The organism is Paenibacillus sp. YPG26 (genome assembly GCF_023704175.1).
In the GTDB taxonomy this organism is placed as follows: Bacteria; Bacillota; Bacilli; order Paenibacillales; family Paenibacillaceae; genus Fontibacillus.
In genome coordinates this window covers 15,001-40,342 of the sequence record NZ_CP084530.1, presented here as the reverse complement: position 1 = coordinate 40,342, position 25,342 = coordinate 15,001, and the positions used below count along the sequence as shown (strand labels likewise).

At 48.6% G+C, this 25,342-nt stretch carries 28 protein-coding genes, 2 rRNA genes and 1 riboswitch (1 of these 31 cut by a window edge); of the genes, 3 read left to right on the top strand and 27 right to left on the bottom strand.

The features are described 5' to 3' along the window. Positions 1-94 precede the first annotated feature (94 nt). A complete protein-coding gene (fin, locus tag LDO05_RS00205) occupies positions 95-325 on the bottom strand; it encodes an anti-sigma-F factor Fin (RefSeq protein WP_251376890.1) in 231 nt (76 codons plus the stop codon). A gap of 94 nt (positions 326-419) precedes the next feature. Next, complete coding sequence (pth, locus tag LDO05_RS00200) at positions 420-980, bottom strand: aminoacyl-tRNA hydrolase (protein ID WP_251376889.1); 561 nt, start codon at positions 978-980, stop codon at positions 420-422. 186 nt (positions 981-1,166) lie between these two features. On the opposite strand from pth, the gene LDO05_RS00195 reads away from it, so the two are divergent. After that, entirely contained in the window at positions 1,167-1,367 is a 201-nt protein-coding gene (locus LDO05_RS00195) for a hypothetical protein (RefSeq protein WP_251376887.1), read from the top strand. 107 nt (positions 1,368-1,474) lie between these two features. Here the strand turns inward: LDO05_RS00195 and LDO05_RS00190 are convergent, their stop codons facing one another. From LDO05_RS00190 to LDO05_RS00130, 13 genes are all read right to left on the bottom strand, one after another. After that, positions 1,475-2,428 (bottom strand): ribose-phosphate diphosphokinase, encoded by a 954-nt coding sequence (locus tag LDO05_RS00190; RefSeq protein ID WP_068621711.1) that lies wholly within the window; start codon positions 2,426-2,428, stop codon positions 1,475-1,477. 148 nt (positions 2,429-2,576) lie between these two features. Further along, on the bottom strand, positions 2,577-3,974 hold the full coding sequence (gene glmU / locus LDO05_RS00185; protein WP_276575528.1) for a bifunctional UDP-N-acetylglucosamine diphosphorylase/glucosamine-1-phosphate N-acetyltransferase GlmU: 1,398 nt from the start codon (positions 3,972-3,974) through the stop codon (positions 2,577-2,579). Between the two features lie 135 nt (positions 3,975-4,109). Further along, the gene (spoVG, locus tag LDO05_RS00180; protein WP_251376886.1) at positions 4,110-4,403 is read right to left on the bottom strand and encodes a septation regulator SpoVG; all 294 of its coding nucleotides are present in this window, start codon (positions 4,401-4,403) and stop codon (positions 4,110-4,112) included. Between the two features lie 174 nt (positions 4,404-4,577). Continuing rightward, entirely contained in the window at positions 4,578-5,417 is an 840-nt protein-coding gene (purR, locus tag LDO05_RS00175; RefSeq protein WP_251376885.1) for a pur operon repressor, read from the bottom strand. 138 nt (positions 5,418-5,555) lie between these two features. Continuing rightward, positions 5,556-6,410, bottom strand: a complete 855-nt coding sequence (ispE, locus tag LDO05_RS00170) for a 4-(cytidine 5'-diphospho)-2-C-methyl-D-erythritol kinase (protein WP_251376883.1) — start codon at positions 6,408-6,410, stop codon at positions 5,556-5,558. Between the two features lie 178 nt (positions 6,411-6,588). Beyond that, complete coding sequence (locus LDO05_RS00165) at positions 6,589-6,768, bottom strand: small, acid-soluble spore protein, alpha/beta type (RefSeq protein ID WP_068621700.1); 180 nt, start codon at positions 6,766-6,768, stop codon at positions 6,589-6,591. 166 nt (positions 6,769-6,934) lie between these two features. Next, positions 6,935-7,216 carry a biofilm formation stimulator Veg gene (veg, locus tag LDO05_RS00160; protein ID WP_251376882.1) on the bottom strand — a complete coding sequence of 94 codons (282 nt, stop codon included), beginning with the start codon at positions 7,214-7,216 and terminating at the stop codon, positions 6,935-6,937. A 249-nt stretch (positions 7,217-7,465) separates the two neighbouring features. Continuing rightward, positions 7,466-8,386, bottom strand: coding sequence for a sporulation peptidase YabG (gene yabG, locus LDO05_RS00155; protein WP_251376880.1), 921 nt, complete (start codon positions 8,384-8,386; stop codon positions 7,466-7,468). A 44-nt stretch (positions 8,387-8,430) separates the two neighbouring features. Beyond that, on the bottom strand, positions 8,431-9,315 hold the full coding sequence (gene rsmA, locus LDO05_RS00150; protein WP_276575527.1) for a 16S rRNA (adenine(1518)-N(6)/adenine(1519)-N(6))-dimethyltransferase RsmA: 885 nt from the start codon (positions 9,313-9,315) through the stop codon (positions 8,431-8,433). Between the two features lie 5 nt (positions 9,316-9,320). Further along, positions 9,321-9,866, bottom strand: a complete 546-nt coding sequence (rnmV, locus tag LDO05_RS00145) for a ribonuclease M5 (protein ID WP_251376879.1) — start codon at positions 9,864-9,866, stop codon at positions 9,321-9,323. Between the two features lie 228 nt (positions 9,867-10,094). Beyond that, a complete protein-coding gene (locus tag LDO05_RS00140) occupies positions 10,095-11,240 on the bottom strand; it encodes a resuscitation-promoting factor (RefSeq protein WP_251376878.1) in 1,146 nt (381 codons plus the stop codon). Positions 11,241-11,497: 257 nt separating this feature from the next. Then, positions 11,498-11,702: riboswitch (cyclic di-AMP (ydaO/yuaA leader) on the bottom strand. Between the two features lie 277 nt (positions 11,703-11,979). Next, on the bottom strand, positions 11,980-12,747 hold the full coding sequence (locus LDO05_RS00135) for a TatD family hydrolase (protein ID WP_251376877.1): 768 nt from the start codon (positions 12,745-12,747) through the stop codon (positions 11,980-11,982). A gap of 16 nt (positions 12,748-12,763) precedes the next feature. Continuing rightward, positions 12,764-14,053, bottom strand: a complete 1,290-nt coding sequence (locus LDO05_RS00130; protein ID WP_251376876.1) for an HD domain-containing protein — start codon at positions 14,051-14,053, stop codon at positions 12,764-12,766. Between the two features lie 305 nt (positions 14,054-14,358). Here LDO05_RS00130 and LDO05_RS00125 point away from each other — a divergent pair, with 305 nt between their 5' ends. After that, positions 14,359-14,613, top strand: a complete 255-nt coding sequence (locus LDO05_RS00125) for an AbrB/MazE/SpoVT family DNA-binding domain-containing protein (RefSeq protein ID WP_251376874.1) — start codon at positions 14,359-14,361, stop codon at positions 14,611-14,613. 139 nt (positions 14,614-14,752) lie between these two features. On the opposite strand, the gene rsmI is transcribed toward LDO05_RS00125, so the two are convergent. The 10 genes from rsmI to LDO05_RS00075 all read right to left on the bottom strand — a co-directional run bounded on the left by rsmI (position 14,753) and on the right by LDO05_RS00075 (position 22,393). Next, entirely contained in the window at positions 14,753-15,640 is an 888-nt protein-coding gene (gene rsmI / locus LDO05_RS00120; RefSeq protein ID WP_251376872.1) for a 16S rRNA (cytidine(1402)-2'-O)-methyltransferase, read from the bottom strand. After that, positions 15,637-16,392, bottom strand: a complete 756-nt coding sequence (locus LDO05_RS00115) for a tRNA1(Val) (adenine(37)-N6)-methyltransferase (protein ID WP_251376870.1) — start codon at positions 16,390-16,392, stop codon at positions 15,637-15,639. Before LDO05_RS00115 ends, rsmI begins: the two co-directional genes overlap by 4 nt. 64 nt (positions 16,393-16,456) lie before the next feature. Then, on the bottom strand, positions 16,457-16,777 hold the full coding sequence (locus LDO05_RS00110; protein ID WP_481857034.1) for an initiation-control protein YabA: 321 nt from the start codon (positions 16,775-16,777) through the stop codon (positions 16,457-16,459). A 77-nt stretch (positions 16,778-16,854) separates the two neighbouring features. Next, the gene (locus LDO05_RS00105; RefSeq protein ID WP_251376868.1) at positions 16,855-17,655 is read right to left on the bottom strand and encodes a PSP1 domain-containing protein; all 801 of its coding nucleotides are present in this window, start codon (positions 17,653-17,655) and stop codon (positions 16,855-16,857) included. 149 nt (positions 17,656-17,804) lie between these two features. Continuing rightward, the gene (holB, locus tag LDO05_RS00100; RefSeq protein WP_251376866.1) at positions 17,805-18,785 is read right to left on the bottom strand and encodes a DNA polymerase III subunit delta'; all 981 of its coding nucleotides are present in this window, start codon (positions 18,783-18,785) and stop codon (positions 17,805-17,807) included. A 33-nt stretch (positions 18,786-18,818) separates the two neighbouring features. After that, complete coding sequence (locus LDO05_RS00095) at positions 18,819-19,262, bottom strand: YaaR family protein (RefSeq protein ID WP_251376864.1); 444 nt, start codon at positions 19,260-19,262, stop codon at positions 18,819-18,821. Between the two features lie 59 nt (positions 19,263-19,321). Then, positions 19,322-19,651: a cyclic-di-AMP receptor gene (locus LDO05_RS00090; protein ID WP_251376862.1), complete on the bottom strand. Its 330-nt coding sequence runs from the start codon at positions 19,649-19,651 to the stop codon at positions 19,322-19,324. Positions 19,652-19,760: 109 nt separating this feature from the next. Further along, on the bottom strand, positions 19,761-20,408 hold the full coding sequence (tmk, locus tag LDO05_RS00085) for a dTMP kinase (protein ID WP_251376861.1): 648 nt from the start codon (positions 20,406-20,408) through the stop codon (positions 19,761-19,763). Then, entirely contained in the window at positions 20,405-22,057 is a 1,653-nt protein-coding gene (locus LDO05_RS00080) for an aminotransferase class I/II-fold pyridoxal phosphate-dependent enzyme (protein ID WP_251376860.1), read from the bottom strand. Before LDO05_RS00080 ends, tmk begins: the two co-directional genes overlap by 4 nt. A gap of 150 nt (positions 22,058-22,207) precedes the next feature. Further along, positions 22,208-22,393, bottom strand: coding sequence for a sigma factor G inhibitor Gin (locus tag LDO05_RS00075; protein ID WP_251376858.1), 186 nt, complete (start codon positions 22,391-22,393; stop codon positions 22,208-22,210). Positions 22,394-22,620: 227 nt separating this feature from the next. On the opposite strand from LDO05_RS00075, the gene LDO05_RS00070 reads away from it, so the two are divergent. Continuing rightward, complete coding sequence (locus tag LDO05_RS00070) at positions 22,621-23,145, top strand: hypothetical protein (protein WP_251376856.1); 525 nt, start codon at positions 22,621-22,623, stop codon at positions 23,143-23,145. A 141-nt stretch (positions 23,146-23,286) separates the two neighbouring features. On the opposite strand, the gene rrf is transcribed toward LDO05_RS00070, so the two are convergent. Beyond that, positions 23,287-23,403, bottom strand: a 5S ribosomal RNA gene (rrf, locus tag LDO05_RS00065). A gap of 99 nt (positions 23,404-23,502) precedes the next feature. Beyond that, positions 23,503-25,342, bottom strand: a 23S ribosomal RNA gene (locus tag LDO05_RS00060) (it continues 1,089 nt past the right edge of the window).

The window sequence follows — 25,342 nt, the reverse complement described above, 5'->3', positions numbered from 1 at the left end:
GGCTGCAAATAACCAAAAATAAGCCTCAGCATTCGTGCCAAGGCTCTACAGTACAGTACGTCTTCGGTAGAACCACCGAAAATATTGCCGCTTGCTACTGAAGCGGGTTCGACAGGAGGGTCAGCTCCGGATGATTCTCGAGTGCTTCCCTGCAATAGTCGCAGGTTACTCTAACGGTCATTTCCCCGTTCGAATCATACGCTATTATATCTCTCCGCTCATCGGGGGTCAAGAAATGGAAGCCTAACCTGGATTCGGATACAAGCTCAGAGTCAATTCTTCCAATAAAGGTCCGGCAGTGCCGGCATACATAGTTTACTGCCATTGTTATGCCTCCAGAAGGTGAATTATACCTTACAGTATGTCCCGAATCCACCACGCTTAGCCCTTCCCGGTGCCTTGAAAGCCTATTATTCTATTCACTTGTTGAACTTAGCCATCGTCTGCTCAAACGTGTGGGTCAGCGCGAATTCAATCGCGTCCGCCGCCTCATCTATTGATTGCTGAAGCAGCTCTGCCTCCTTCTTCGGAAAAGGCGCCAGCACATAATCAACAATGGGATACCCGGGCTGTGGACGTGAAATGCCCATTCTGATCCGGTTGAATACCTGAGTTCCCGTGTGCTGAATAATGGACTTGATCCCGTTATGGCCTCCCGCGCTTCCCTGATAGCGCAGGCGATTCCGTCCAATCTCCGTATCCAGATCATCATAGACCACAATTAGATCTTCTAAGGGCACTTTATAATAATCCATGAATGCCCGGACCGACTCGCCTGAAAGATTCATATAAGTCATCGGTTTGATCAGAGCAACCTTGGTCCCCAGGATATTCCCTTCCCCTATGACCGCTTTGCACTTGTTCGTCCTGATGGCAATGCCATGCCTGGCCGCCAAAGCATCCAGTGCCATGAACCCGATATTATGTCTTGTTTTCTCATAGTTTGGGCCTGGGTTGCCAAGCCCCACAATCCATTTCATCCTCTGCGCTTACCCCTTTTCTATGTTCATACCCTTTCTTTTCCCGTGAAATCAAGGGTTTGTGTCCTCTGCAAAAGTAATCGTTCTCATTTTGGCCATTATTGATTAAAATAAATGACATGAGTCTATATTACCCTCATTCTACAGCAACCACTAACCACTATCTCGTTAGAAGGTGAGACATCTTTGCATGCATTTGGCTCAGAACTTACACAGGATTCCCACTTCCAGGACCACTTGGAGCATGCCATCCCTGTCCAGATCTACCGTCACGGCATTCATGTCGATATAGGCAGGATCAAGGACTTTGATGAGTATGCGGTTCTTGTAGGTGACACGCTGTACAGAAGAACAGCTTACAGCTTCATATCCCGGCCTGGCTATTAGCCCGTGCCCGGGCTCTCCGTGCTTTACAGCCTTAGCGTGTATACGCCGATAGGGGTTACCTCTCCCCAACGGGAGAGGTAACCCCTCTGCATTTCCAGAAGTCCTTCTTACTCGATTTCAAACAGTTTGCTGATCGATAACTCCTCGTGTACACGGATAATGGCTTCACCCATTAGGGGAGCCACCGATAACACCTTAAGCTTGCTTGTAGGATTCGGATGTGTAATCGGAATCGTATCGGTTACGATAACTTCCTTAAGCGGGGAGTTCTCTAGTCGTTCCATAGCTGGACCGGATAGAACCGGATGTGTACAGCATGCATACACTTCCTTAACTCCGCCTTCTTTAAGCGCATTCGCACCCAGCACGATCGTTCCAGCCGTATCAATAATATCATCCACCAGGATAGCGGTCTTACCTTCAATATTCCCGATAATGTTCATCACTTCACTGACATTGGGCTCCGGACGGCGCTTGTCGATGATCGCAAGCGGCGCATTCAGGAAGTCAGCCAATTTACGGGCTCTGACAACACCGCCGTGGTCAGGCGAGACGACAACCGGGTTCTCAATTTGCTTGGAGCGGAAATATTGAGCCAGGATCGGAACTCCCAGCATATGATCCACAGGGATATCGAAGAATCCCTGAATCTGCATAGCATGCAGGTCCATCGTAATCACGCGGTGAGCTCCAGCTTTCTCAATCAGGTTCGCTACCAGCTTGGCTGTGATCGGGTCACGGGAACGGGCCTTACGGTCTTGGCGCGCGTATCCATAGTAAGGAATAACAACGTTAATGCTCTTGGCAGAAGCCCGTTTGAGCGCATCCACCATGACCAATAGCTCCATCAGGTTATCATTGACAGGTCCACATGTGGATTGAACAACATATACATGAGAACCGCGGACACTTTCGGACAGCTTCACTTGAATTTCCCCGTCACTAAAGCTCGTTGTCTCCGAATCACCCATGGGAATACCGATGTAATCTGCAATTTGATGGGCAAGCTTAGGGTTGGAGTTACATGTGAAAATCTTTAGTTTGGAATCGCAATAAGTCATAAAATTAAAACCCTCCGTGCTAAATAGATTGAACTAAAGAATATCGATGACCAGGCTTTAGCTCAATCCATACGGATTGATCACTAAATTTAGTTCATTCCATACTAGTATGGTCATTGAAATATTCGTGCAGATCTTGGTGCGTGGTCTAATCCTGTTCTCTTTGCTGCTTCGCTTGTGCACGGGCCCGGATCTTCTCCGCGTAACCGGATTTGTTCTCCTGGCGCTGTCTTGCAATGGCCAGATCATTATCTGATACCGATTGTGTAATGGTGGAGCCTGCAACCACATATGCTCCTTTACCTACTTTGACAGGTGCAATCAGATTGACATTGCTGCCAATGAAGGCATCGTCTTCGATTTCGGTAATTGACTTATTATAACCATCATAATTTACCGTAATCGCCCCACAGCCGATATTTACATTCTTACCGACCCTGGCATCCCCAATATAGCTCAAATGAGATACTTTGGAACCGTCATCCAGCGAGGCATTCTTGATCTCTACGAAATCGCCTACTTTTACATTCTGCCCCAGCTTGGTGCCCGGACGCAAATAAGCGAAAGGTCCGACCGTTGTTCCACTGCCGGCTTCCGCCTGATGGAGGACGGAATGCTTAACAGTTACACCATCTTGAAGATTGCTGTCTGCAATCTCTGTAATAGGGCCTATTACACATTGTTCCCCGATTATTGTATTTCCGGAAATGGTCGTTCCCGGGTAGATCACGGTATCTGAACCGATTACTACGTCAGCTCCGATATAAGTCGAGCTTGGGTCGATAATCGTAACTCCGTTCAACATATGCTTCTTAACGATCCGCTGACGCATGAAGCCTTCAGCTTCGGATAGGGCAACACGGTCATTTACGCCAATAGATTCTGCAAGGTCATCTGTCACGTAAGCGCTAACAACCTCACCTTCCCCTACAAAAATGCCGATTACATCCGTTAAATAATATTCCTGCTGAGCGTTATTATTAGTAACCTTCTCAAGCGCGGCAAATAATTTTGCGTTATCAAAACAATAAGTGCCTGTATTAATTTCCTTCACAGCATCCTGCTCCGGCGTGCAGTCCTTCTGTTCAACGATCTGAACAACAGCACCATCTTCCCGTCTAATGATACGTCCATACCCCTTAGGGTTGTCCATCACAGCGGATAGCACCGTGGCGGCTGCGCCCTTGCTTTGGTGAACCTTCATCAGCTCTTCCAGCGTCTCTGGTGTAACAAGAGGAGTATCTCCGCAAATGACAATAGTGGTTCCCTCTTCACTACCCAGCAGTTCCTTGGCCTGCTTCACAGCATGACCCGTACCGAGCTGCTGTGCCTGCAGTACGTACTCTGCTGATGTTCCAAGATAAGACTGGACGGCTTCTGCACCATGACCTACGACCACGATACTGCGTTCACAATTGACTTTTTTCACGGTGTCTAGAACATGTCCAACCATCGGTTTGCCACATACAGGATGCAGCACTTTGTATAGCTTTGATTTCATGCGTTTTCCCTGTCCTGCAGCTAGAACAATTGCTAATCTTTTCAAGGCCACGGCCTCCCTCTCTTGAACTCAATACTGAATATATCTTATTCTGCGCAAAAAGAAAAGAGAGCCACAGTACATGGCCCTCTATTCTTGAACCCCAATAAGATAAGACATAACTCCTAAACAGATTGAATCTTAAGCCCCTTCAACAATGGCTTCTTCTTCCTCTTCCTCAACCGCAGCACGATCATACTCAGCCAGAACTGCAGCTTGAATCTTCTCGCGGGTACCGGAAGAGATTGGATGAGCGATGTCCCGGAACTCACCATCCGGCGTACGCTTGCTAGGCATGGCGACAAACATTCCATTGTTCCCGTCGATGACGCGAATATCATGAACAACGAATTCGTTGTCGATGGTAATGGATGCGATTGCTTTCATCCTGCCTTCTGAGCTTACACGGCGAAGTCTTACATCCGTAATTTGCATATGTGTTCACCACCTTTTTCCATCAGAGACTTGGTGTAATATTCCACATTGCATACGGAAATCCTCTTTTTTCAGCGAACAAAAATCCCTAAATTAAGGAATTTTTTTTGTAAGACTACCTTTTCGACTAAATTCGTGAGAATCTGCTAAGAACTCTAAAGCTTTCGACAAAATCTAGTTGGCTTCAATTCTGCTGAAGTAATTGCCTGGTTGAACCAGAATTTCTTTCTCCTTAGGATCAACAGCCGTTAACGTGGCTAAGGATACATAGTCATGAAGCAGGCGCTGCTCGGACTCCACTTCCCCGGACTCCACAAGCACCCCTACACCCGCTACAGTAGCATTGAATTCAGCCAGCAGATCCACCATGCCTTGAATGGTGCCTCCCGCCTTCATGAAATCATCCACAATCAGAACGCGGGAATTCTCCTTCAGTGCCCGGCGCGACAACGTCATTGTATGCAGACTCTTATGGGAGCCCGATACATAGTTAATACTTACGGCGGACCCCTCCGTTACCTGATGGTCCCTTCGTACCAGTACAACCGGGAGATTGAGCTGAGCTCCTGTGGCATATGCAAGCGGAATGCCCTTCGTCTCGACGGTCATAATGACATCAATATTCTGATTGGCGAACACGGTAGCGAACAGCTTCCCGGCTTCGTTCATCAGATTCGGAAGACCCAGCAAGTCTGACATATACAAATAGCCGCCTGGCAGTATGCGATTCCGGTCGGATAACATGCCGCACAGCTGATCAATGAATTCCTGTGCCTGCGACTGTCCCACTTTAGGAATGAACTTTACGCCTCCCGCTGCCCCGGCAAGAGTCAGCAGATCTCCCATACCCTCTTCTTCAAACACTTCTTTAATAATGGACAAGTCCTCACTAATGGATGACTTCGCAGCTCCATATCGTTCAGCAAATGTCGTTAGCGGAATCAGGTGATGGGGGCGGAGTAACAGATACTGGGTCATTTCCACCAATCTGGCGCTTCTTTTTAATTTTTTCACGAAAGACCCCTCGCTAAATAGATAGAACCCGGATTAGATCTAGTCCCGAGTTCTTACTATATAAAATCCGAATATTTTAATGAAAATATACCATCTTTGTACGGGTTTGTCCAAAAAATGTTGCCGATCCGCCTTGAATCAAGTCAGCAGGCGCACGGCATACACTTCTTTACAGAAGCCACGAAGGCCGTTATATATGCGGGCAACTTTGGATTCCTTGGACACCAGACCAAATACCGTGGGTCCGCTGCCTGACATCAGCACGCCGTCCGCACCCAGCCTGATCATTGTCTCTCTGAGCTGGGCAACCTCCGGGTGCATCTGCAGCGTAACGTCCTCAAGCACATTGCCAAGCTCGCTGCATACCCCAGGGAAGGATCCCTGCTCAATGGCCGCCTGCATCCGCCGGGCCGAAGGGTGCCTCTCGATCTTCTCGCTCCGCAGGCGTCCATACACCTCGGCGGTGGACACATTAATCGGCAGCTTGGCGAGAATCACCCAGCACTGCGGGGGACACGGAAGCGGGGTTAGCCGCTCTCCGCGGCCTGTAGCCAGTGCAGTCCCCCCAGTTACGCAGAAGGGAACGTCAGAGCCAAGCTCGGCCCCAAGGACCTGCAGCTCTTCCAGCGGGATGTTCAGATTCCACAAGCGGTTCAGTCCTCTAAGCGTAGCGGCCGCATCGCTGCTGCCCCCGGCAAGACCAGCAGCTACAGGTATCTTTTTATCCAGATGAATGTAGACTCCTTTGGTTACATGATACCGCTCTTTGATGAGTTTGGCCGCCTGGAACGCCAGATTCTTCTCATCAAGCGGGATGTAACCCGCCTGGCTGGAGATAATAATTGTGTCTCTGGGCAGCTCCTTCATCTCCAGGCGGTCAGCCAAGTCGACCATGGTCATAATCATTTCCACTTCGTGATAGCCGTCAGGGCGTTTATGTAGAACATCCAGCATCAGATTGATTTTGGCTGGAGCTTTCTCGTAAATCTTCAAGGCGTTCACCTACTCTTAAGTTTCCGTCTAGGATGGCCTGGACCTGGGTTCAGAGCTCATTCCACAACCCTTACATGGTTATTTTGTTCATTATAACAAAAACTTTATATGAAGTCTTAATTATGCAGTGGAATAGAGACAAAAGACCCCTCCATCAGAGTGGAGGAGCCTTTACTGTTCAGGAATTGCGGGATGCGGACTGTTCCGCGAGTTGTATAGCCCTTTTGATCATATTTCCTGCGTCCTTGGCCTTAATTCCGCCCCATCCCTCTTTTTGTACGGTATCGTAGAAGCCCAGATCCTTGGCAAGCTCCACTTTCAGGTCTTCCGACATGACACTGCGTCTTCTGCGCGACATGAGAGGCCCTCCTTTAAGATCTATGAGTAAGGAACCTTGTTAGTATGACGCGCCTGCAGGATCTCATTCACCATGTCCGCAGCCAATTTCGTACAGAATCAATTCAATAAAAAAAGCAGCCTGACGTGAGCGCCAAGACCGCTTGTAGACGGTATAACATAATGTTCTAGGGTTTCATATACGAAATCCTCAGCTCGCTGTCTGCGTTATCATCACAGATCGTTACTTCAACGGATTCGGTTAGTATATCGGCATAACTGTAGGATACACGCTTGAATGTCTGCTGCTCTTGATCGAGCTTGACAATAAAGACAGAGGGATAGGTCTCCTCTAGAACACCCGTGCGTTCAACGGTCTTACGGCGACCCCCGTTCGCACGCAGCAGAATCTTCTGTCCAACGTGAGCTTCGAGATTGTTCTTAATTTCCGACAGCGCATTTTTCGCCATTACCTATGACCACCTCTTTCTTGTCCATTATACTTCCAACCAACCAATTTGTCAAATCAAAATAAATAATTATATCAAGGGTCAAAATCGATTGTCAACGATTATTTTTAGCGGCCTGTCCAGACCCTTATTGTGACGGGAAAAATTAAACCTGGTTACTATTTAGCTTATGTAAAATTGCCGGATTTTAAATTAGCTCACTGTAAAAACAAACAGGCCCCGCAACCGGGACCTAAGGCTAAGATGAAGTTAGTTGGCTGAGGGGACCACTTTTAATGTCGAGAGATCCCGAAATCTTGGCAGACCTACGCGATAGCTGCCCCGGGTTTCGATTCCCCCTACACCCTGAAGACCGCTGATTGTATGATTAAGCACATCTGTAATATGAATTGTACTTCGAATCGGTGTAAAAGAAGCCTTAGCAGCCACATACACCGGGTCCAGCGCATGAATGAGAATGCGGGCCGGCGAGCTTGCGAAGTTGGCTCCCGCCTGCAGCAGCGCCTCAAAGTGAGACTGACAGGCCCCCGCGACAATCGTCAGAGAATCAAAGCCGCGCTCATACTGACGAGCCACCTGAACAGCCTCTACGAAGCTCCGCGAGTTCTTGTAGCTGTTCAGGTTGTACAAGTCATGGTTAATCAGGCTCTTGAGAACCCCATCATGTCCCGTAATGACCAGGATATCGGGCCGCAGCCGGGGCAGCAGACTCCGCAGCGCATCCGCCATCGCGGGCTCCTGGACATAGTAACCATCTGCAGGTACACGCAGCCTCTCATAGAGATCCAGGCTTTTCTTCAGATAAGCCGGGTCCCCGTCCAGATGAAGCACCTTCCCTGGCACCTCGAAGTAAGCTGGCCCACTTAGCGAATGCAGCTCCTGCATCAGCTCCGCCTGATTCCGCTCATCCTGGTCCTTCCGGTCCTTCTGCAGCCGCTCCAGCGATTCCGTGGCCTTCACTCTGGCCCGCTGGGACTTCTCGGAGGGTACCGGGCGATCCACTCTAACCAAATCCGTAAGCGGGGCATCCGCCAATAATCGGAATTCAGTTCCTTTAATGATTGCTTGGCTGCGTGTCATGGATTCCACACGGAAGGTAACATCTCCTCCGTAAGATTTACGTACAACCAAGTCTCCCAGATTCGTCAAGTCCATCACCTCTAGACTCATCGTATGGGCAAATGTGGAATTTGGTTCCTCTCCACCCGGGCAGACTAGCTCAGTCCAGCCCGGAGCAGCACGTTGCTAAGCCTTCCAAATTCATCGAGGCTTAACGTCTCCGCCCGTCTTGACGGAATAATCTCTGCTTCCTGCAGCAGTCTCTCCAGCTCCTCACGGCCTTCTTTTGCGAAGAAACGGGTCTTGAGGTTATTGGCAATCGTCTTTCTCCGCTGCGCAAAAGAGGCTTGGACGACTTCAAAAAAGAATTTCTCGTTATCCACCAGAACCGGAGGCTCCTTGCGGACCTTCAGACGGATGACCGCTGAATCCACATTCGGCTGCGGGATAAAGACGGTGTGCGGAACGATACAGACCAGCTCAGGCTCACAATAGTACTGAACCGCAATACTAAGGCTTCCATATTCCTTGCCCCCTGGAGCTGCAGCCATACGCTCTGCCACTTCCTTCTGAATCATCACAACAATGTTCTCAAGCGGCAGATGCTCTTCCAGCAGCTTCATAATTATCGGTGTCGTTACATAGTAAGGGAGGTTGGCCACTACACTGAGCCCGGTCTGATCTTTATACTCCGCCTCGATTAAGGTCCGGAGGTCCAGCTTCAGAACATCCCCATGCACAACTTTGATATTCGAGTAAGGCTCAAGCACTTCCTTCAGAATCGGAATAAGCCTCTGATCGATCTCTACGGCCGTGACCCTGCCTGCAGCTTCAGCCAGCTTCTGCGTCAGTGCGCCAATACCCGGACCGATCTCAAGCGCTCCCTTGGTCTCGTCCAGCTCAGCAGCTCCCACAATTTTGGACAGGATATTCTGATCGATAAGAAAGTTCTGACCCAGACTCTTCTTGAATGAGAATCCGTGCCGCTGAATAATTTCCTTCGTCCGCTTCGGGGTTGATATCTCTTCCATCCTGCTCATTCTTGTTATACTCCTTTGTTCTCTAATTGATGAAGGGCTGCAGCGAATTCCTCCCTGCTGATCTGAAAGATACGCAGGCGCTTAAAGAACTGCTTCCCGTTACAGTAACCTATTCCCAGCAGCTCACCCATGAAGTGGCGTCTTGCGGCAGCATTAGGATGCACAATTAACCCCGCCTCAATGAGGTCACTGAATTCAATAAGCGTCTCATCTCCCGTATACTCACTGCGTACCCGGGACAGCGCCTCACGGATCGTCTCAGGTGAGGCGTTCTCCACCCCGATATCTCCCCGGTAGGTCGCCTCCGCCTCTGTCAGGAAGGCATGCTTGCATCCGGGCACCTTCGCAGCCACAATCTTGCGGATCCGCTCTCCGGCATGATCCGGGTCTGTTAGAATAATAACACCCCTGCGCTCTTGTGCGAGCTTGATCTTTCTAATGACAGCCGGACCAATGGCTGACCCGCCAGTCTCAATCGTATCGGCCTCTACCGCTCTCTTGACGGCAACCGTATCGTCCCGGCCTTCTACTACAATGACCTCCTTGATCATGGACGCCACCCTTTCCACCACAGCTTTATAATAAAAGAAAAGCACCCTTAGGCGCCTGTTCTCTTGTTCACTTCGTCCGACTGCTTAATCAAACTGTCTGTATTTCCGATATATTAAGTATCAGAATAACAAAAAGAAGAGGAAGGCTCCTCTTCTTATCATATACATATTAACCATCTGTAATGGTACCTTATTCCACGTCCAAAGTAAATGTCAGTACAGATTGGATTAGTTCAATTCCGGTTTGACAGGACCAATCACGTAGACCGTGCGTCCCTTCTTGCGGCCAAAGTTATTGGCAGCCTTCAAACTATCATAATACACATCAATTTTGTTGCCTTTAATGGCGCCGCCTGTATCCTCCGCTCTGCGGAAGCCCACACCTTCAATATAGACCCACCAGCCCATTGGAATCACTTTGGTATCTACCGCAATGGTTCTTCCTTCGCTTACGCGGGTTCCAGAAGCTGTCCTGGTACCAATACCGTCCTCTTCAGAAGAGTAAGCAGTTAAGGATACGTTCTTCAGCACCTTTTTATATTTAAACTGCACGCCGCCCTTTTTGATACTGTTGTTCTGGCTGATCTTCACAGCCTGGGAGGAACGGTCAATGCTCGCTGCTAGAACTTGGGTCTTTGGCTTCGTGCCTACAGCCAATACTTTTGTGGATGGCTGCTTCTCAACGGACTTATTAACCAACCGTTTCGATACGAACTCACCATCTTGATATACCTTCTCAATTTCGTGAACCACAACACCCGTGCGGCCCTTCTGAACCAGCTTGGTCTTGCCCTTCTCCAAGGAGGGATCCGAAGTCTTGACGAAGGTGTAAGGAATGCTCTCTGTTCTCTTCAGGATATGCTTATCAACCCTGACGATACGAATATGCAGATCCGATTGAATCGGACTGTTCAAGGAAGGATACACCTTATCTTCGCTTGATACAGATACGCCCAGCTTGGAGATAGCCTCCTGAACATTGTCCGCTGTAGTAAGGTGTTGATTAGTCACGCCATCCGCTGTGACTTTAACCGGAACCACACGGTCGATGAAGAGCTGATTCCCATCTTGAAAAGTACTGCTAAGGGATGGTGAACCGTTCTCTCCGACATTCAGGTTAGCTTCTTGCTGTTCCAGCACTTGATCTGGCTTCGTCTCCGGCGTGCCGGCAGACTGCGTTGTGCCATCTGCAACCAAGTAGATGCTCTTGTCAGCCTGGATGTAGAACCAAGCCATTACGCTGACAAGCAATGCGACGGTGATGATGCCTCCAACTATAATTTGACGCTTGTTCTCTTGCTTCCATCGCAACGCGTAAGACATGCTGGATGATCGTGAACCATGGGTAGTTTCTTTAGGTCCGAAAAAGCCCACTTCTTACGTCCTCCTTCATAGCCCCGCCGTCTAAGATCGACTCATATAGAATTTGACGCGACTATATACCGTTTTTTACGAAATGCTGAAATACCCGCATTCCGCATCCTGCTCCAGCCTGTTAGGCTCCTCCTGTCATACCACTGTATGACCGTCCTATCACCTTTATTCAAAACAAAAAGAAGCCTAGAGAAAGAGTTTAAGAGGATCTCTTTCGTGGCTTCCGGCTGACTAAAGGAATGTAGGATGCACGAGTATGCCTCTCTCTTCATACGCTTACGAGGTTAGCTGTCGGGTTCGGGCGTAGAGAGCTGCCCTATCTTAGTTCATCCGCTCATGGCGCAATGACCTTGAATTCACCCCAAAGACCCGTAAAGAAATCAAATACGGAACATTCATTCTTCAGAATAACCGTATTGGTTCCCCCGTTCTCCGGTGAGGGAGATTCAGCGAGACTGGTTCTTGGAACCTTGTAATTGACTGTGTAAGCGGGCTAAAGCCATGTAAATGAATCCAATTCTTAGTGAAATTCACTTAGCTAGCAAAATCACGCCGCTTTACAAACTTAACAAATCAATTACTGAAAAGATTCTATCCTGTTTATATGCATGTTGTAAAGCAGGAATCAACTAGTTTTTTTAAATATTTGGTTAATATTTTGTAATAATCACCCTTTTATTGATTAAAAACAATTAATCTTTCCGAAATACTCTTTATTTCACCACTTTTACTCCCGATTTCAGCGAATACCAAATAGTTCCAGCGCATTTTTGGTTGTTATATCAGCTAATTCCTCCAGAGAAATGCCTTTAAGCTCAGCTGCCATTTCCGCTACAAGCCGCACATGGGCCGACTCATTTCTCTTGCCCCGGAATGGATGCGGAGTCAGGTAGGGAGAGTCGGTCTCGACCAGCAGACGGTCATCCGGAATCTGTACTAATACTTCCTTCGGCTGTTTGGCATTCTTGAAAGTAACAGGCCCCCCGAAGGAAATATGGAATCCCATATCCAGACACATCTTGGCCGTCTCCCAGCTGCCCGAGAACGAATGCATAATACCGCCAACCTCACTGGCCTTTTCCTCCCTCAGGATTCGAACCACATCCTCGTGCGCATCCCGGTTATGAATAACGATGGGCATGTTCAGACTGCGGGCAAGTCCAATTTGCTTGCGGAATACAGCGTGCTGGACATCCTTCGGTGAGGTATCCCAATAATAATCCAGCCCAATCTCTCCGATAGCCACGACCTTCTTATGTCCACAGAGCTCTGCTATCCATTCCAGATCTCCATCCTTCATCGTTATTGCATCCTGTGGATGCCATCCAACGGCAGCGTAGATGAACTCATAAGCTTCAGCCAGCTTCATGGTGGAAGGAATCGTCTCCCGATTAAATCCGACATTAACCATCCGGGTCACCCCCTGCTCCACTGCGCGGGCAATTACCTCTTCGCGATCCTCGTCGAACTGCGGAGCATCCAAATGGGTGTGTGTGTCAAATAGCATGGTGAAATAACCTCCTTTAGCTTATCTGCAAATTAAATAATCGGACTGTTTCTTCAGGCAGCAGATGAGCTACTGCACGCAGCTTATCTTCCGGGTAGTACATGTGGTATTTACCACGGTGAATTCCGCTGATGGAACGAACAATGTCAGATACCTCCGAAATTTCACGCAGCCTGTCTTGGCGGTCTAGCAGCAAAATTTGTTTCTTGGAGTCATCTTCAGGCCGGAACACATCATAGGGAAGATCCGTCGGAAAATCAATCTCCAAATCGTAATTAGGATCAAGTCCTAAATCCCGGAAGATACGGCGCATTCCATCAATCATTTCCATATCTAGCATTTCCAGTTCAGTATATTTATACAGCCTCCGATCAATGAAACGGGAGCAAAGATCTGCTAGCAGCCCATCATCTTCACGTCTCCATTGGACAAATGTGGTCTGCACCAATGCTTCATCAAGCTGTAAATATTCTTCTACGGTTAGATCCCGATTAAAGAGGCCTGGCAAAGGGTCAGGCAGAAAGGAGAACCTGAATCCATTCTGATGAAGTTCCTTCGCCCTACGGAAGATCTGACGCAGTATAATTTCGGAGCTCCGGGTAACCGGGTGGAAATATACCTGCCAGTACATTTGATATCTGGACATCAGATAATCCTCCACGGCATGCATTCCTGACTCCTTAACCACCACCCTGCCTTGAAAAGGACGAAGCATTCTTAAAATCCGGTCGATGTCTATCGTGCCGTAGTTAACACCGGTGAAATAAGCATCCCGCAGCAGATAATCCATACGGTCCGCATCAAGCGGGCTCGACACCAGATTGACCACAATGGCTTTATCATAGTCCTTACGTATCACTGAGGCGACCTTCTCCGGGAAGTCATCCCCTTCCCTTCTAAGCACCCTATTGACCTCGGTATCCCCAAGCACAATCTTGCAGGTCCAATCCTCGTGATTCATATGGAAGGCTTCTTCAATAGAATGAGAGAACGGGCCATGCCCAAGATCATGCAGAAGAGCCGCGCACAAGGCAACCTGCTTCTCCTCCAGGGGCCAATCGGGATAAGAGGATCTCTCAAATTGGGAGATAATCCTGCGCGTAATTTCATAGACCCCTAGTGAATGAGAGAACCGGCTGTGCTCTGCCCCGTGAAAAGTCAAATAAGATGTTCCCAACTGCCGGATCCTTCTCAAACGCTGAAATTCCGGTGTATTAATCAGAGACCAGATCAAGTCATCCTGCACATGAACATAATTATGTACCGGATCTTTGAATACCTTTTCTTCAGAAAGTGGATGGTTCATGATCTCCAGCTCCTATCCAAAAATTATTTTTATATTTTTTGAGTGTTGAGCACAACTTTTGTCGAATAATGTCGTATAAATAATATTCTCAATTTCCAAATGTCGAATAATGCCCCCGAGCAATGTATCGGGTGGATCCAAAGCTCTGTTTGGGGTTATCGACTATATCTATAATAAAAAAATAGACTGCTCCATTAAATAGGTTGACTGTTTTGGCAAACGTTGGTATTATAATTATCATAAAACAGAGAACCGTGTCGAATTATGGCATTTTAAAATTATAGCGAGAGGGGTAATCATCGGTTATGATGAAATCAACAGGTATTGTAAGAAAAGTAGACGAGCTAGGACGGGTGGTTATTCCTATTGAATTACGCCGTACTCTGGGTATTGGCGAGAAGGATGCGCTCGAGATTTATGTAGATGGTGAACGCATCATGCTTAAGAAATACGAACCCGCTTGCATTTTCTGTGGTAATGCTGAGCATGTTACTTACTTCAAGGGCAAAATTGTATGTCATGAGTGTCTATCCGAGATTCCTGCACCTGTGACAAATTAAGAAAAGTATTATATAATAGATTTACTTAAACTGTTAATTCTAACCTTTTCATATCTCCTTTGGAACCTTCTCCAGGCCCTGAATCCGGCCTGAAGAAGGTCATTTTTTTGTAATAACCTATATTACCCCGAATCTATGCTTAGAGTAGAGCGTTGTAGATATCCCTCTTGGATACACCGCGGTCAATCGCCGCCTTTTTCATGGCATCCTTCCTGCCAAGGCCTTCCTCCTGCTCATAGTGCGTGACATGATCCTCAATCGTTAACGGCTGCCACCACAGTCCCTTACGCTCCTGAACTTCCTCTTCCTTGGCGCCCTCTATCGCAATACAGTACTCGCCAAGAGGCGGATGCTCCTCCAGCCAGCCTAGACAAGCACTAATAGGTCCCCTAGCCACCTCTTCATATCGCTTTGTCAGCTCTCTGGCCATGGCTATATTCCGGTCCCCGCATATATCAAGGATATGCTGGAGCGTCTTGATGACCCGGTGGGGAGACTCGTAGAGCAGAATAGTTCCTTCATAATCCCGCAGCAAGCTAAGATAGCGTTCCCTGTCCTTCTTATCTCTGGGCAGAAAGCCGGCGAACTGAAAGCGTTCTGTCGCAAGCCCTGATACAATCAGCGCGGAGAGTGCCGCATTGGCCCCGGGAATAGGAATGACGGAGATACCTTCTTCAAGCGCAAGCTTAACGAGGTCATGCCCAGGGTCAGAGATAGCCGGAAGACCGGCATCACTAACGAGCGCCAGATCATTTCCTTCTATTATAAGTCTGACAAGCTCGGGTCCGCTTGCCGCCTTGTTATGCTCATGATAACTGAGAAGCCGCTTGGGTGAAATTTCAAAGTGTGATAACAGCTTGCGGGTCTGCCTGGTATCCTCGGCAGCGATTATATCAGCCTCTTGGAGTGTTCGCACAGCCCGGTAGGTCATATCCTCCAGATTGCCTATGGGTGTGGCCACAAGGAACAGCTTGCCAATCTGCCGCTCACCCTCTGACTGAAAGCTTTTTTGTACGTGTATACTCATCTGGTTCCCTCATTTGATCCATAATAGATATCCATGATCTCCGGACAGTATTGACCGTCCTCCTGATATACAATCAAGGGCGGAAGAATACGCAGATCCGGCTTCCCGTCTCTTAATGCCTCAATTAGCACAATATTAGCCTCCATATGCTTGCGTGGATGGACGAACCGGATTACCTTCGGTTCAAGCCGGTACTGTCTGAGCAGAGATATAATCTCACCCAGCCGCTGTGGCTTATGTACCATGGTGACTTTTCCCCCATTGCGCAGAAGCCGCATTGAAGCTTGGATAACCTCTTCCAGGCTGCAATGAATCTCATGCCGCGCGATAGCCTGGTGGGTGTTGAGCTTGATCTCTCCTGCTCTAAGCGGCATATAAGGAGGATTAACCGTAATCGCATCATAGACGCCATGTCCCGTCTCGTTCACCAGCTCCCTCAGATCCCCGAGCCTAATCTTAATACGGTCTCCCAGGCCATTCATCCGCACGCTTCGGTCCGCCATGTCTGCAAGTCGTTCCTGAATCTCAATGCCTTCAATCTGTGCTTCGGTTCTTGTGGTAAGCAGCAGCGGGACAACGCCGTTCCCCGTGCATAGATCCAGAATCCTGCCGTGTTTGGGTACAGAGGCAAAACGTGCGAGCAGGACAGCATCCATCGAGAAGCTAAATACCTCATCGCTTTGAATAATATGCAGGTCGTGGGTAAGCAGATCATCGATCCGCTCTTGATCATAAATCGGTACTGTTTGCATTCGTCCATTACTTCCATTTCATTCAAATTTGAAAAAAACCGTAGGAATAACCTCCTACGGCTTGTTATTTATTAAGAAAAGACAGACAGAACAGGCAGTCGCCCTCTGTACGCAGATGTCCATAATACACATTACAAATGTGGAAGCCTTCATGGTACAGGCGAGCCAGGTTGTCATAACCCTCGCCAACAATATCGATATTCTCCCCGCCCTCATGAAGGTCAGCAGGATGATCGGATATTACGGACGCAGAGCCAGTCGCTTCGGCTTCCCGCTTCAGTACTTTGCGCAGCTGCTCATTCTCAAGAGAATAACGCTGGTTCTCCTCCAGCAGCTTCTTCACTTCAAGCTTAAGAATGCCAAGCTCGCTGTGCAAGCTCTCCATTTTGGTTTCCAAATCAAGCAGGTTTGTATAAATATCTTTTTTCTCCAAGTTCCCACCCCAAGAGTCATCTCTATGGTTTACTTGATGACCACGTCATCCAATGGAAGTTCTTTAACCTTGCCGATTTCAAAAAGCTGTACGTGCACCGTCCGTGATCCGGCATTGATCCCCACTACTTTCCCTTCACCCAGGGAAGTAATGACCAATTTGCCTACGGAAGGCAGCTCTTCTTTGGTACTTTCATAATTATCATGCTCAAATTTGAGGCAGCACATCAACCGGCCACACAGACCGGAGATCTTCGTAGGATTCAACGACAGGCTTTGATCCTTGGCCATCTTGATCGATACAGGCTCGAAATCACCAAGCCATGACGAGCAGCAGAGCACCCGTCCGCATGGTCCAATCCCGCCCAGCATCTTCGCCTCATCTCTGACGCCAATTTGACGAAGTTCAATTCTTGTTCGGAAGATACTTGCGAGGTCCTTAACAAGCTCCCGGAAGTCCACTCTACCCTCGGCCGTAAAATAAAAAATGATCTTGTTACGGTCAAAAGTAAATTCCACATCGACCAGCTTCATTTTCAAATCATGATCTTTGATTTTATTTAAACATGTGGCAAAGGCATTCTTGGCCGCAAGCTTATTCTCCTCAACAACTTTGGCATCTGATCCATCCGCAACCCGGATGACCTTCTTCAGTGGAAGCACCACATCCGTCTCGTCTACCAGCTTCTTGCCGACGACCACTTTGCCATATTCAATCCCTCGTGCTGTCTCAACGATGACGCAATTCTCCTTCTCCACCGCAAGCTCGAGTGGATCGAAGTAATATATTTTGCCCGCTTTTTTGAAACGGACACCCACTACAGTGTACAAAAACTAACCCCCTCATATAGCTTGTGCTAATCCGGCGTAATTACCCGCCTGGTAACTAAATTCTAAACCTATACAAATTGAACCTTCAGCTTCAATCCATATATGTGGGAGAAAGTTTGTCCTACTAGCCCGTCCATTAAGCACCGGCTTCATTTCTGTTCCATTAAAGCAATCAGGAACTGCTCCAGGCATAGCTGGCCGTTCATATTATACCGCAGCTTCTTCTTGCTGTCTGCGGCCAGCGCCATATAGGAGATCCATTCTTCGGCGCTTCGTGTTCTGGCATGATTGGAGATAAACTCCCACTCATCTATGAAAACGATACTATCGTGCTTCTGATAACTGGCATGAATCATATCTTTGAACCACAAATGAAAAAGGTCGAATAGGACATCCAAGTGATCACCAAGTCCTGCCTTGATTACGCTCTGCTGAGCTGTAATAAGGGTAGAACCCGCTCTGCTCGTCGATTCCTTTCCCAATTGTACCACTACATTTCTGATTTCTGCAAACCAATTCTGCTGCAGCAGATCACGGCAAGCCTCAATACCTGCCGCTAAATGGACGGCTGCACGGATCAGAGCGGCGGAATAATCCCCGCTCGATAATACCTGCATCATAAGTTCCGGACTTAGCGCTGTAAAGGGAACCAGCTGTGATCTGGATTGAATAGTGGGTAGCAGAGCCCGTCCATTATCAGACAGTAGAATTGCAACCGCTGGAGAAGGGGGCTCCTCCAGGAATTTGAGCAGGCTGTTCGCTGCCTGCACAGTCATTTTCTCTGCATCTTGTATAATATACGCCTTCAAATTCCCGCTTTCCGAGCGATAAGAGAAAATCCGCTGCAGATCGCGGATTTGGTCAATTTTTATGGAATTTCCTTCAGGTTCAATTACATGCAGGTCGGGATGGTTACCATGGAGCAGCTTTCGGCATTCCAGGCATTCCCCGCAAGCATCATCTTCACCCTCCGTACAGAATAGAGCTTGTACGAAGGACAATGCCATCTCCTTCTGTCCACTTCCCGCAGGGCCGCTGAATAGATAAGCGTGAGATATCTTGTTCTGGCGAAGCCCATTCTGCAGCAGCTTCTTGGCCGCATCTTGCCCGGCAATTTCCTTAAAAGACATAGTTCCTCTCTTCCTCTACGCGGAAGGGTTAGCCTAAAAGCTTAGATTAATCAGCATTCCGCGTATTTCTCCAATCTTCTGGAGCAGTTCAATCTTGCCCTGTTCACTTTCAAGCAGCTCATCTGCCATACCTAAAAGAGCTGAGTCAATCTCATCAATCAGGTTATACTTCTTGCCTCTTCCCCGCCGATCCCAGCCCTTCACTTCCTTCATTCGGACACCGCGCCGAACGGTGTCCTCCAGAAAGCGTTTGACCAGAAGACGGTAGGCTTTAAGCTCCCGAACCGTCATGGAATAGGCCAGACGGTCGCCCTGCAGCTGGATTTCCTTTACCCGGCGGCTTAGTTCCTCCTGAGACGCCTGTTCTCCTTGCTGCTGCATCGCATCAGAGAAGCTTTTGGCTGCCACGGGTTTGTTGGTACCGTCTGTAATTCCTCTACCACTAGTAAGCGGTCTATATCCCGGTTCAATTTTCAATCTATATCACGCCATTCCTCGTTTAATCATTAACTATGCTCAGCCTGATCCCTAACCGGTTAGAAATGCTCAAACCGATCAACTGGCAGTACGAACACGGTAGCCCCGCCAACCTGCACTTCAACAGGCAGAGGCAGATATGAATCTGTAGTTCCACTCATCGGAGTAACCGGAGTGACTAGCTGCTCACGAACCTTACAACTGCTTCGAATGACACCCAGCACGGTCTCTACCTGATTGTCGTCTACCCCGATCATAAACGTCGTGTTCCCGGCACGTAGAAAGCCGCCCGTACTGGCCAGCTTGGTAGCACGAAAGTTGGATTTCACTAGTGCAGCGGATAGACGGTTACTGTCCTTGTCCTGGATAATTGCAACAATCAGCTTCATCTTCACAGTCCCCCTTCGATTCGTGGTGTAGGCATCTGCTTGTGGCGGCTTTCCTACACGGTATAAGAGAAGAACATCTTCTCTTAGGAAATATTATACCACTCTACAATTACTCGCGGAAACCCTTTAAAGCCAAGCTTAGATAGCCTTTTATGTCATTAACTACGGTTTCTATATCCCTGTCTGCATCAACTACGACAATCCGATCAGAAAATCTATCTGCAAGCAGGTGATAGCCCTCTCTAACCCTGTGATGAAAGCTTAATTCCTCCAAATCAAGGCGATTCACCTCGCGGCCCCGATTGGCTTCTATTCTTGCAAGCCCCTTCTCCGGCTCAATATCGAGGTAAAAGGTTCGGTCAGGCATTTTTCCTTCTGTTGCAAAGGAATTTACCGATAAAATATGCTCAATACCCAGCCCACGTGCGTGTCCTTGATAAGCCAGGCTGCTATCGATAAATCGGTCACAAAAGACATGTATACCTTGCTGCAGTGCGGGGATAACCTTCTCTACTAAGTGCTGCCTTCTTGCAGCCGCATAGAGCAGTGCCTCAGTCCTGCTATCCATCGCCGTATTCAGCGGATCCAGAATAATGGTTCTGATCTTCTCGGCAATTTCAATTCCCCCTGGCTCCCTGGTTATCAAGAAGGGAATGCCCTGTTCCTTCATTAGTTCAGATAACCTGCTCAGGACCGTTGTCTTCCCTGCCCCCTCCCCTCCCTCAAAAGTAATAAATGTTCCCCATTTGCCATTCATTGTTTTGCTCCAACTTTCTGATTTTTATATACGCGCAAAGTACTCATTGTTGAGTCTGCTGTTCCCTGGCACTTAGCTCCTGCGTGATACAGCTTAGTAAGCAGGCCTGCAATGTCTGGCGTGATCCATTCTCCTGGATATAATAGAGGAATCCCTGGTGGATATGGAATGACCATTTCTGCGGCAACCCGTCCCTCTGTGTGATAAATGGACACCTTCTCCGTCTCCTCTTCTCTTACAGGAGTCATGCGAAAAGGCACCTCCGTACTAATAGCTGAAGCGCTGTAAATGTTCCACGTGGAAAATTTTTGATGATCAGGAATCACAGCTTCTCCCGGGCTATTGTCTCGGTGATCCCGATTCACCTCTGAACCGGATGAAGTGACATACTTGTTGGAAGCTTCGCAAACACCCTCACTGTTTGTAAGCTGCCCCTCGGTGATTACTTCTTCATCCATATCAGCTAAAGCCGTTAGCAGTCTCTCTACATCCTGCAGGCTTGTACCCAAGCTGAGTGCAAGCACCACATACCGGGAATCGCTCATCTCCGGAATACAGCCTGCCTGTTCCAGACGTTCCTGCAGCTTATAACCGCTTATCTGGTTGTACTTATCATAGATCACCACTTTAAAAGGATCCTGAGTGGTGTATCCATACAGATATTCATCCCCTTCGACGAGGTCCCTACTGCCCGCAGCAGGTTGTATATCAACGACACCGAATCGTCTTAGTCTCATAATCTCTTGGCGAAGCTTGCCAGCGTATTGAAGTCCTTCTTCAAATATAGAAGGACCTTCCGCCTCCAGCAGTCCCCGGCTAAGGTCAAGGGAAGCCATGATTGGATAAGAGGGGCTTGAGCTTTGAATCATAGCCAGCCGCTGGCGAAGCAGCTTGCGGTCAATCCGGCCCCCTTGTACGTGCAGCATAGCGCTCATTGTCAGCCCGGACAGCATCTTGTGCGTCGATTGTACGACGCCATCCGCACCTTCGCTGAGTGCACTCCTTGGCAGTGCAGGGTGCAGCCCAAAATGAGCTCCATGCGCCTCATCAACAAGCAGCGGAATTCCGCTGCAGTGACAGAGCCCGGCAAGCGGAGCAAGACTGCCGCCCATCCCGTAATAATTCGGGTGCGTTACCAGAAGCCCCTTGGCGCCGGGATACCGGCGAAGGGCTTCACGCACCGTCTCTACCGACGGGATGGTCACTAAGCCGCTGGCAGTATCAGCCTGCGGCCCAAGGAACACCGCGTTCGCGCCAGCCAGCATAAGTCCGTGAATCACGGATTTATGCACATTGCGCTGAACAAGCAGCACATCTCCCGGTGATGTACACACCGAGAGAATTAGAGCCAAGTTGCCGGCGGTGCTCCCGGCCACCAGGAAGTACGTGGCTTCGGCTCCGAAGAAGCGGGCTGCTTTTTCCTCTGCCTCAGCTATGACTCCCTCCGGATGATGCAGATCATCCAGTCCAGAGATCTCTGTAGCATCTATACCCGCTATACTGCCAAATATCTGATATGTCTCAGTCAACCGCTGATACACGCGACCATTCTTATGACCAGGTACGTGAAAAGAAGCATCCTTTCTCTCAGCATAGTTCACAAGCGCCTCCACCAAAGGAGCTTTTATATATTTATTCTGGTTAGACATACGAAATGAAGTCCTTCCCTGCAGTTTATCTCTATTTTATCGTATAATAAGCCTGTATCCTATCTAATTCATAATCTTTGCTGTCACAGATAAATCAAAATCAAACAAAAAAGGACCCCCTTCTATCCAAGTGGATCCCTTCATCAAGGCCTAAGCATTATTTTGCAACCAGATCTGCTTCATTCGGTGAATGAAAAAGTGGTATTTATCATCCTTAACATCTGTGTGAACCATTTCCGCTTCACATGCGTCACAGATAAATTCAGAGACAATGACAATGCCTTCTTGCTTATGCTCGCCGCAAATGATGCATTTTCCTTCGCTCTGCCCGTCCATAAAAGATCCCACCTTATCTTTTTACTATCAGTATGGCACAGTTTCTATTATTTTAAACCTATTTCATAGCCCTTTCAATTTGTTTCTATATATGTATGCAGCGCGCTTTCTTTAGGTGTTTGTACCGGCAAACCTTAAATTTTACTATTTCCATCCGATATATTAATAAGACATACATATCAGGCTTACTAACTAAATGAATTCCCTGAGGGGGGACTTGCTAATTCATGTCTATTGAAAATAACAGCCAAGCAACCTTCTACCAATACAGGCTTCTTAAGAAGGCTACATTCCCGAGGCCCCTGGTCGTTACATATCTGTTATTGCCTCTGTTCTGTGTTCTGGCTGAAATCATTCTTATCATGTGGACCAGTGTATTCTCATTCTTATTCTCCTTACCTGTAATCCTCTGGTTTCATCTGGCCATTTCCCGTTCGGTACTTATCATTGTCCTTCAATCCTATAGTAAGCGCTGGAAAGTCAGCGTCAAGCTTCCCTGGATGGGTTATATGCCGGATCAGCATGTTAACTATCAGACATTCCGTAAAGTTCAGCTGCATACCACCTGGATAGGACTGTGCTTGATCGCAATTCTACTTCCGTGGTCACCCTTATCCTTTGTAATCTCTATGACATTCTGGCATTTTTGGATCATGCTCCCCCGCTACTATGGATTCCTTGCACTTCGTAGACAACCGGAGGGTGGACTGATCAGACTTAGTGAACAAGATATCTCTTACTACATGCCATAGCTTCACAACGCATCATAAATGCCCCGTTTCTCTCATGTGAGAAACGGGGCATTCTTATATTTGAATCCATTCAGTTTTCTATTCTGAAATAGGACCTGGGTAAAAATAAAAACCACCACCGGTGATCGGCAGTGGTTCTTCGCTTGGCGGCGTCCTACTCTCCCAGGACCCTGCGGTCCAAGTACCATTGGCGCTGGAGGGCTTAACGGTCGTGTTCGGGATGGGTACGCGTGGAACCCCTCCGCCATCGCCACCAAACGGAATTCTCTTCAGGCTTGATCGCCTGAAAGCTAGATACGAAACGAATTGTGCGTGTTAGATTGTGTCGCTTCCGAAGTTACACTTCGTGAAGCTGTCTTGGATAAGCCCTCGACCGATTAGTACTGGTCAGCTCCATGCATTGCTGCACTTCCACCCCCAGCCTATCTACCTCGTCGTCTTCAAGGGGTCTTACATACTGGGAAATCTCATCTTGAGGGGGGCTTCACGCTTAGATGCTTTCAGCGCTTATCCCTTCCGCACGTAGCTACCCAGCTGTGCTCCTGGCGGAACAACTGGTGCACCAGCGGTGCGTCCATCCCGGTCCTCTCGTACTAAGGACAGCTCCTCTCAAATTTCCTACGCCCACGACAGATAGGGACCGAACTGTCTCACGACGTTCTGAACCCAGCTCGCGTACCGCTTTAATGGGCGAACAGCCCAACCCTTGGGACCTACTTCAGCCCCAGGATGCGATGAGCCGACATCGAGGTGCCAAACCTCCCCGTCGATGTGGACTCTTGGGGGAGATAAGCCTGTTATCCCCAGGGTAGCTTTTATCCGTTGAGCGATGGCCCTTCCATGCGGTACCACCGGATCACTAAGCCCGACTTTCGTCCCTGCTCGACTTGTCAGTCTCGCAGTCAAGCTCCCTTATGCCTTTGCACTCTTCGAATGATTTCCAACCATTCTGAGGGAACCTTGGGGCGCCTCCGTTACTCTTTAGGAGGCGACCGCCCCAGTCAAACTGCCCACCTGACACTGTCCCCATACCGGTTCACGGTACCAGGTTAGAACTCCGATACGATCAGGGTGGTATCCCAACGTTGCCTCCACCGAAGCTGGCGCTCCGGCTTCTTAGGCTCCCACCTATCCTGTACAAATCGTACCCAAGTCCAATATCAAGCTGCAGTAAAGCTCCATGGGGTCTTTCCGTCTTGTCGCGGGTAACCTGCATCTTCACAGGTATTAAAATTTCACCGGATCTCTCGTTGAGACAGCGCCCAAGTCGTTACGCCATTCGTGCGGGTCAGAATTTACCTGACAAGGAATTTCGCTACCTTAGGACCGTTATAGTTACGGCCGCCGTTTACTGGGGCTTCGGTTCATAGCTTCGGGTTACCCCTAACCACTCCCCTTAACCTTCCAGCACCGGGCAGGCGTCAGCCCGTATACTTCGCCTTACGGCTTCGCACAGACCTGTGTTTTTGCTAAACAGTCGCTTGGGCCTTTTCACTGCGGCCCCCTCGTGCTATTCACACTACCGGGGCACCCCTTCTCCCGAAGTTACGGGGTCATTTTGCCGAGTTCCTTAACGAGAGTTCTTCCGCGCGCCTTAGAATTCTCTTCTCGCCTACCTGTGTCGGTTTGCGGTACGGGCACCTTCTCCTGACTAGAGGCTTTTCTTGGCAGTGTGAGATCATGACCTTCGCTACTGTAATTTTCGCTCCCCATCACAGCCCAGCCTTAACGGTGTGCGGATTTGCCTACACACCAGCCTCACTGCTTAGACGGACATCCATCAGTCCGCGTCACTACCCTGCTGCGTCACCCCATCGCTCATAACGGATTACGGTGGTACAGGAATCTGGGCCTGTTGTCCTTCGACTACGCCTTTCGGCCTCGCCTTAGGTCCCGACTTACCCTGAGCGGACGAACCTTCCTCAGGAACCCTTAGGCTTTCGGCGGATCAGATTCTCACTGATCTTTTCGTTACTCATACCGGCATTCTCACTTGTATGCTGTCCAGCGCTCCTTACGGTACACCTTCAACCTGCATACAACGCTCCCCTACCCCTGATGCAAAGCATCAAGCCATAGCTTCGGTGGTGTGTTTAGCCCCGTTACATTTTCGGCGCAGAGTCACTCGACCAGTGAGCTATTACGCACTCTTTAAATGGTGGCTGCTTCTAAGCCAACATCCTGGTTGTCTGTGCAA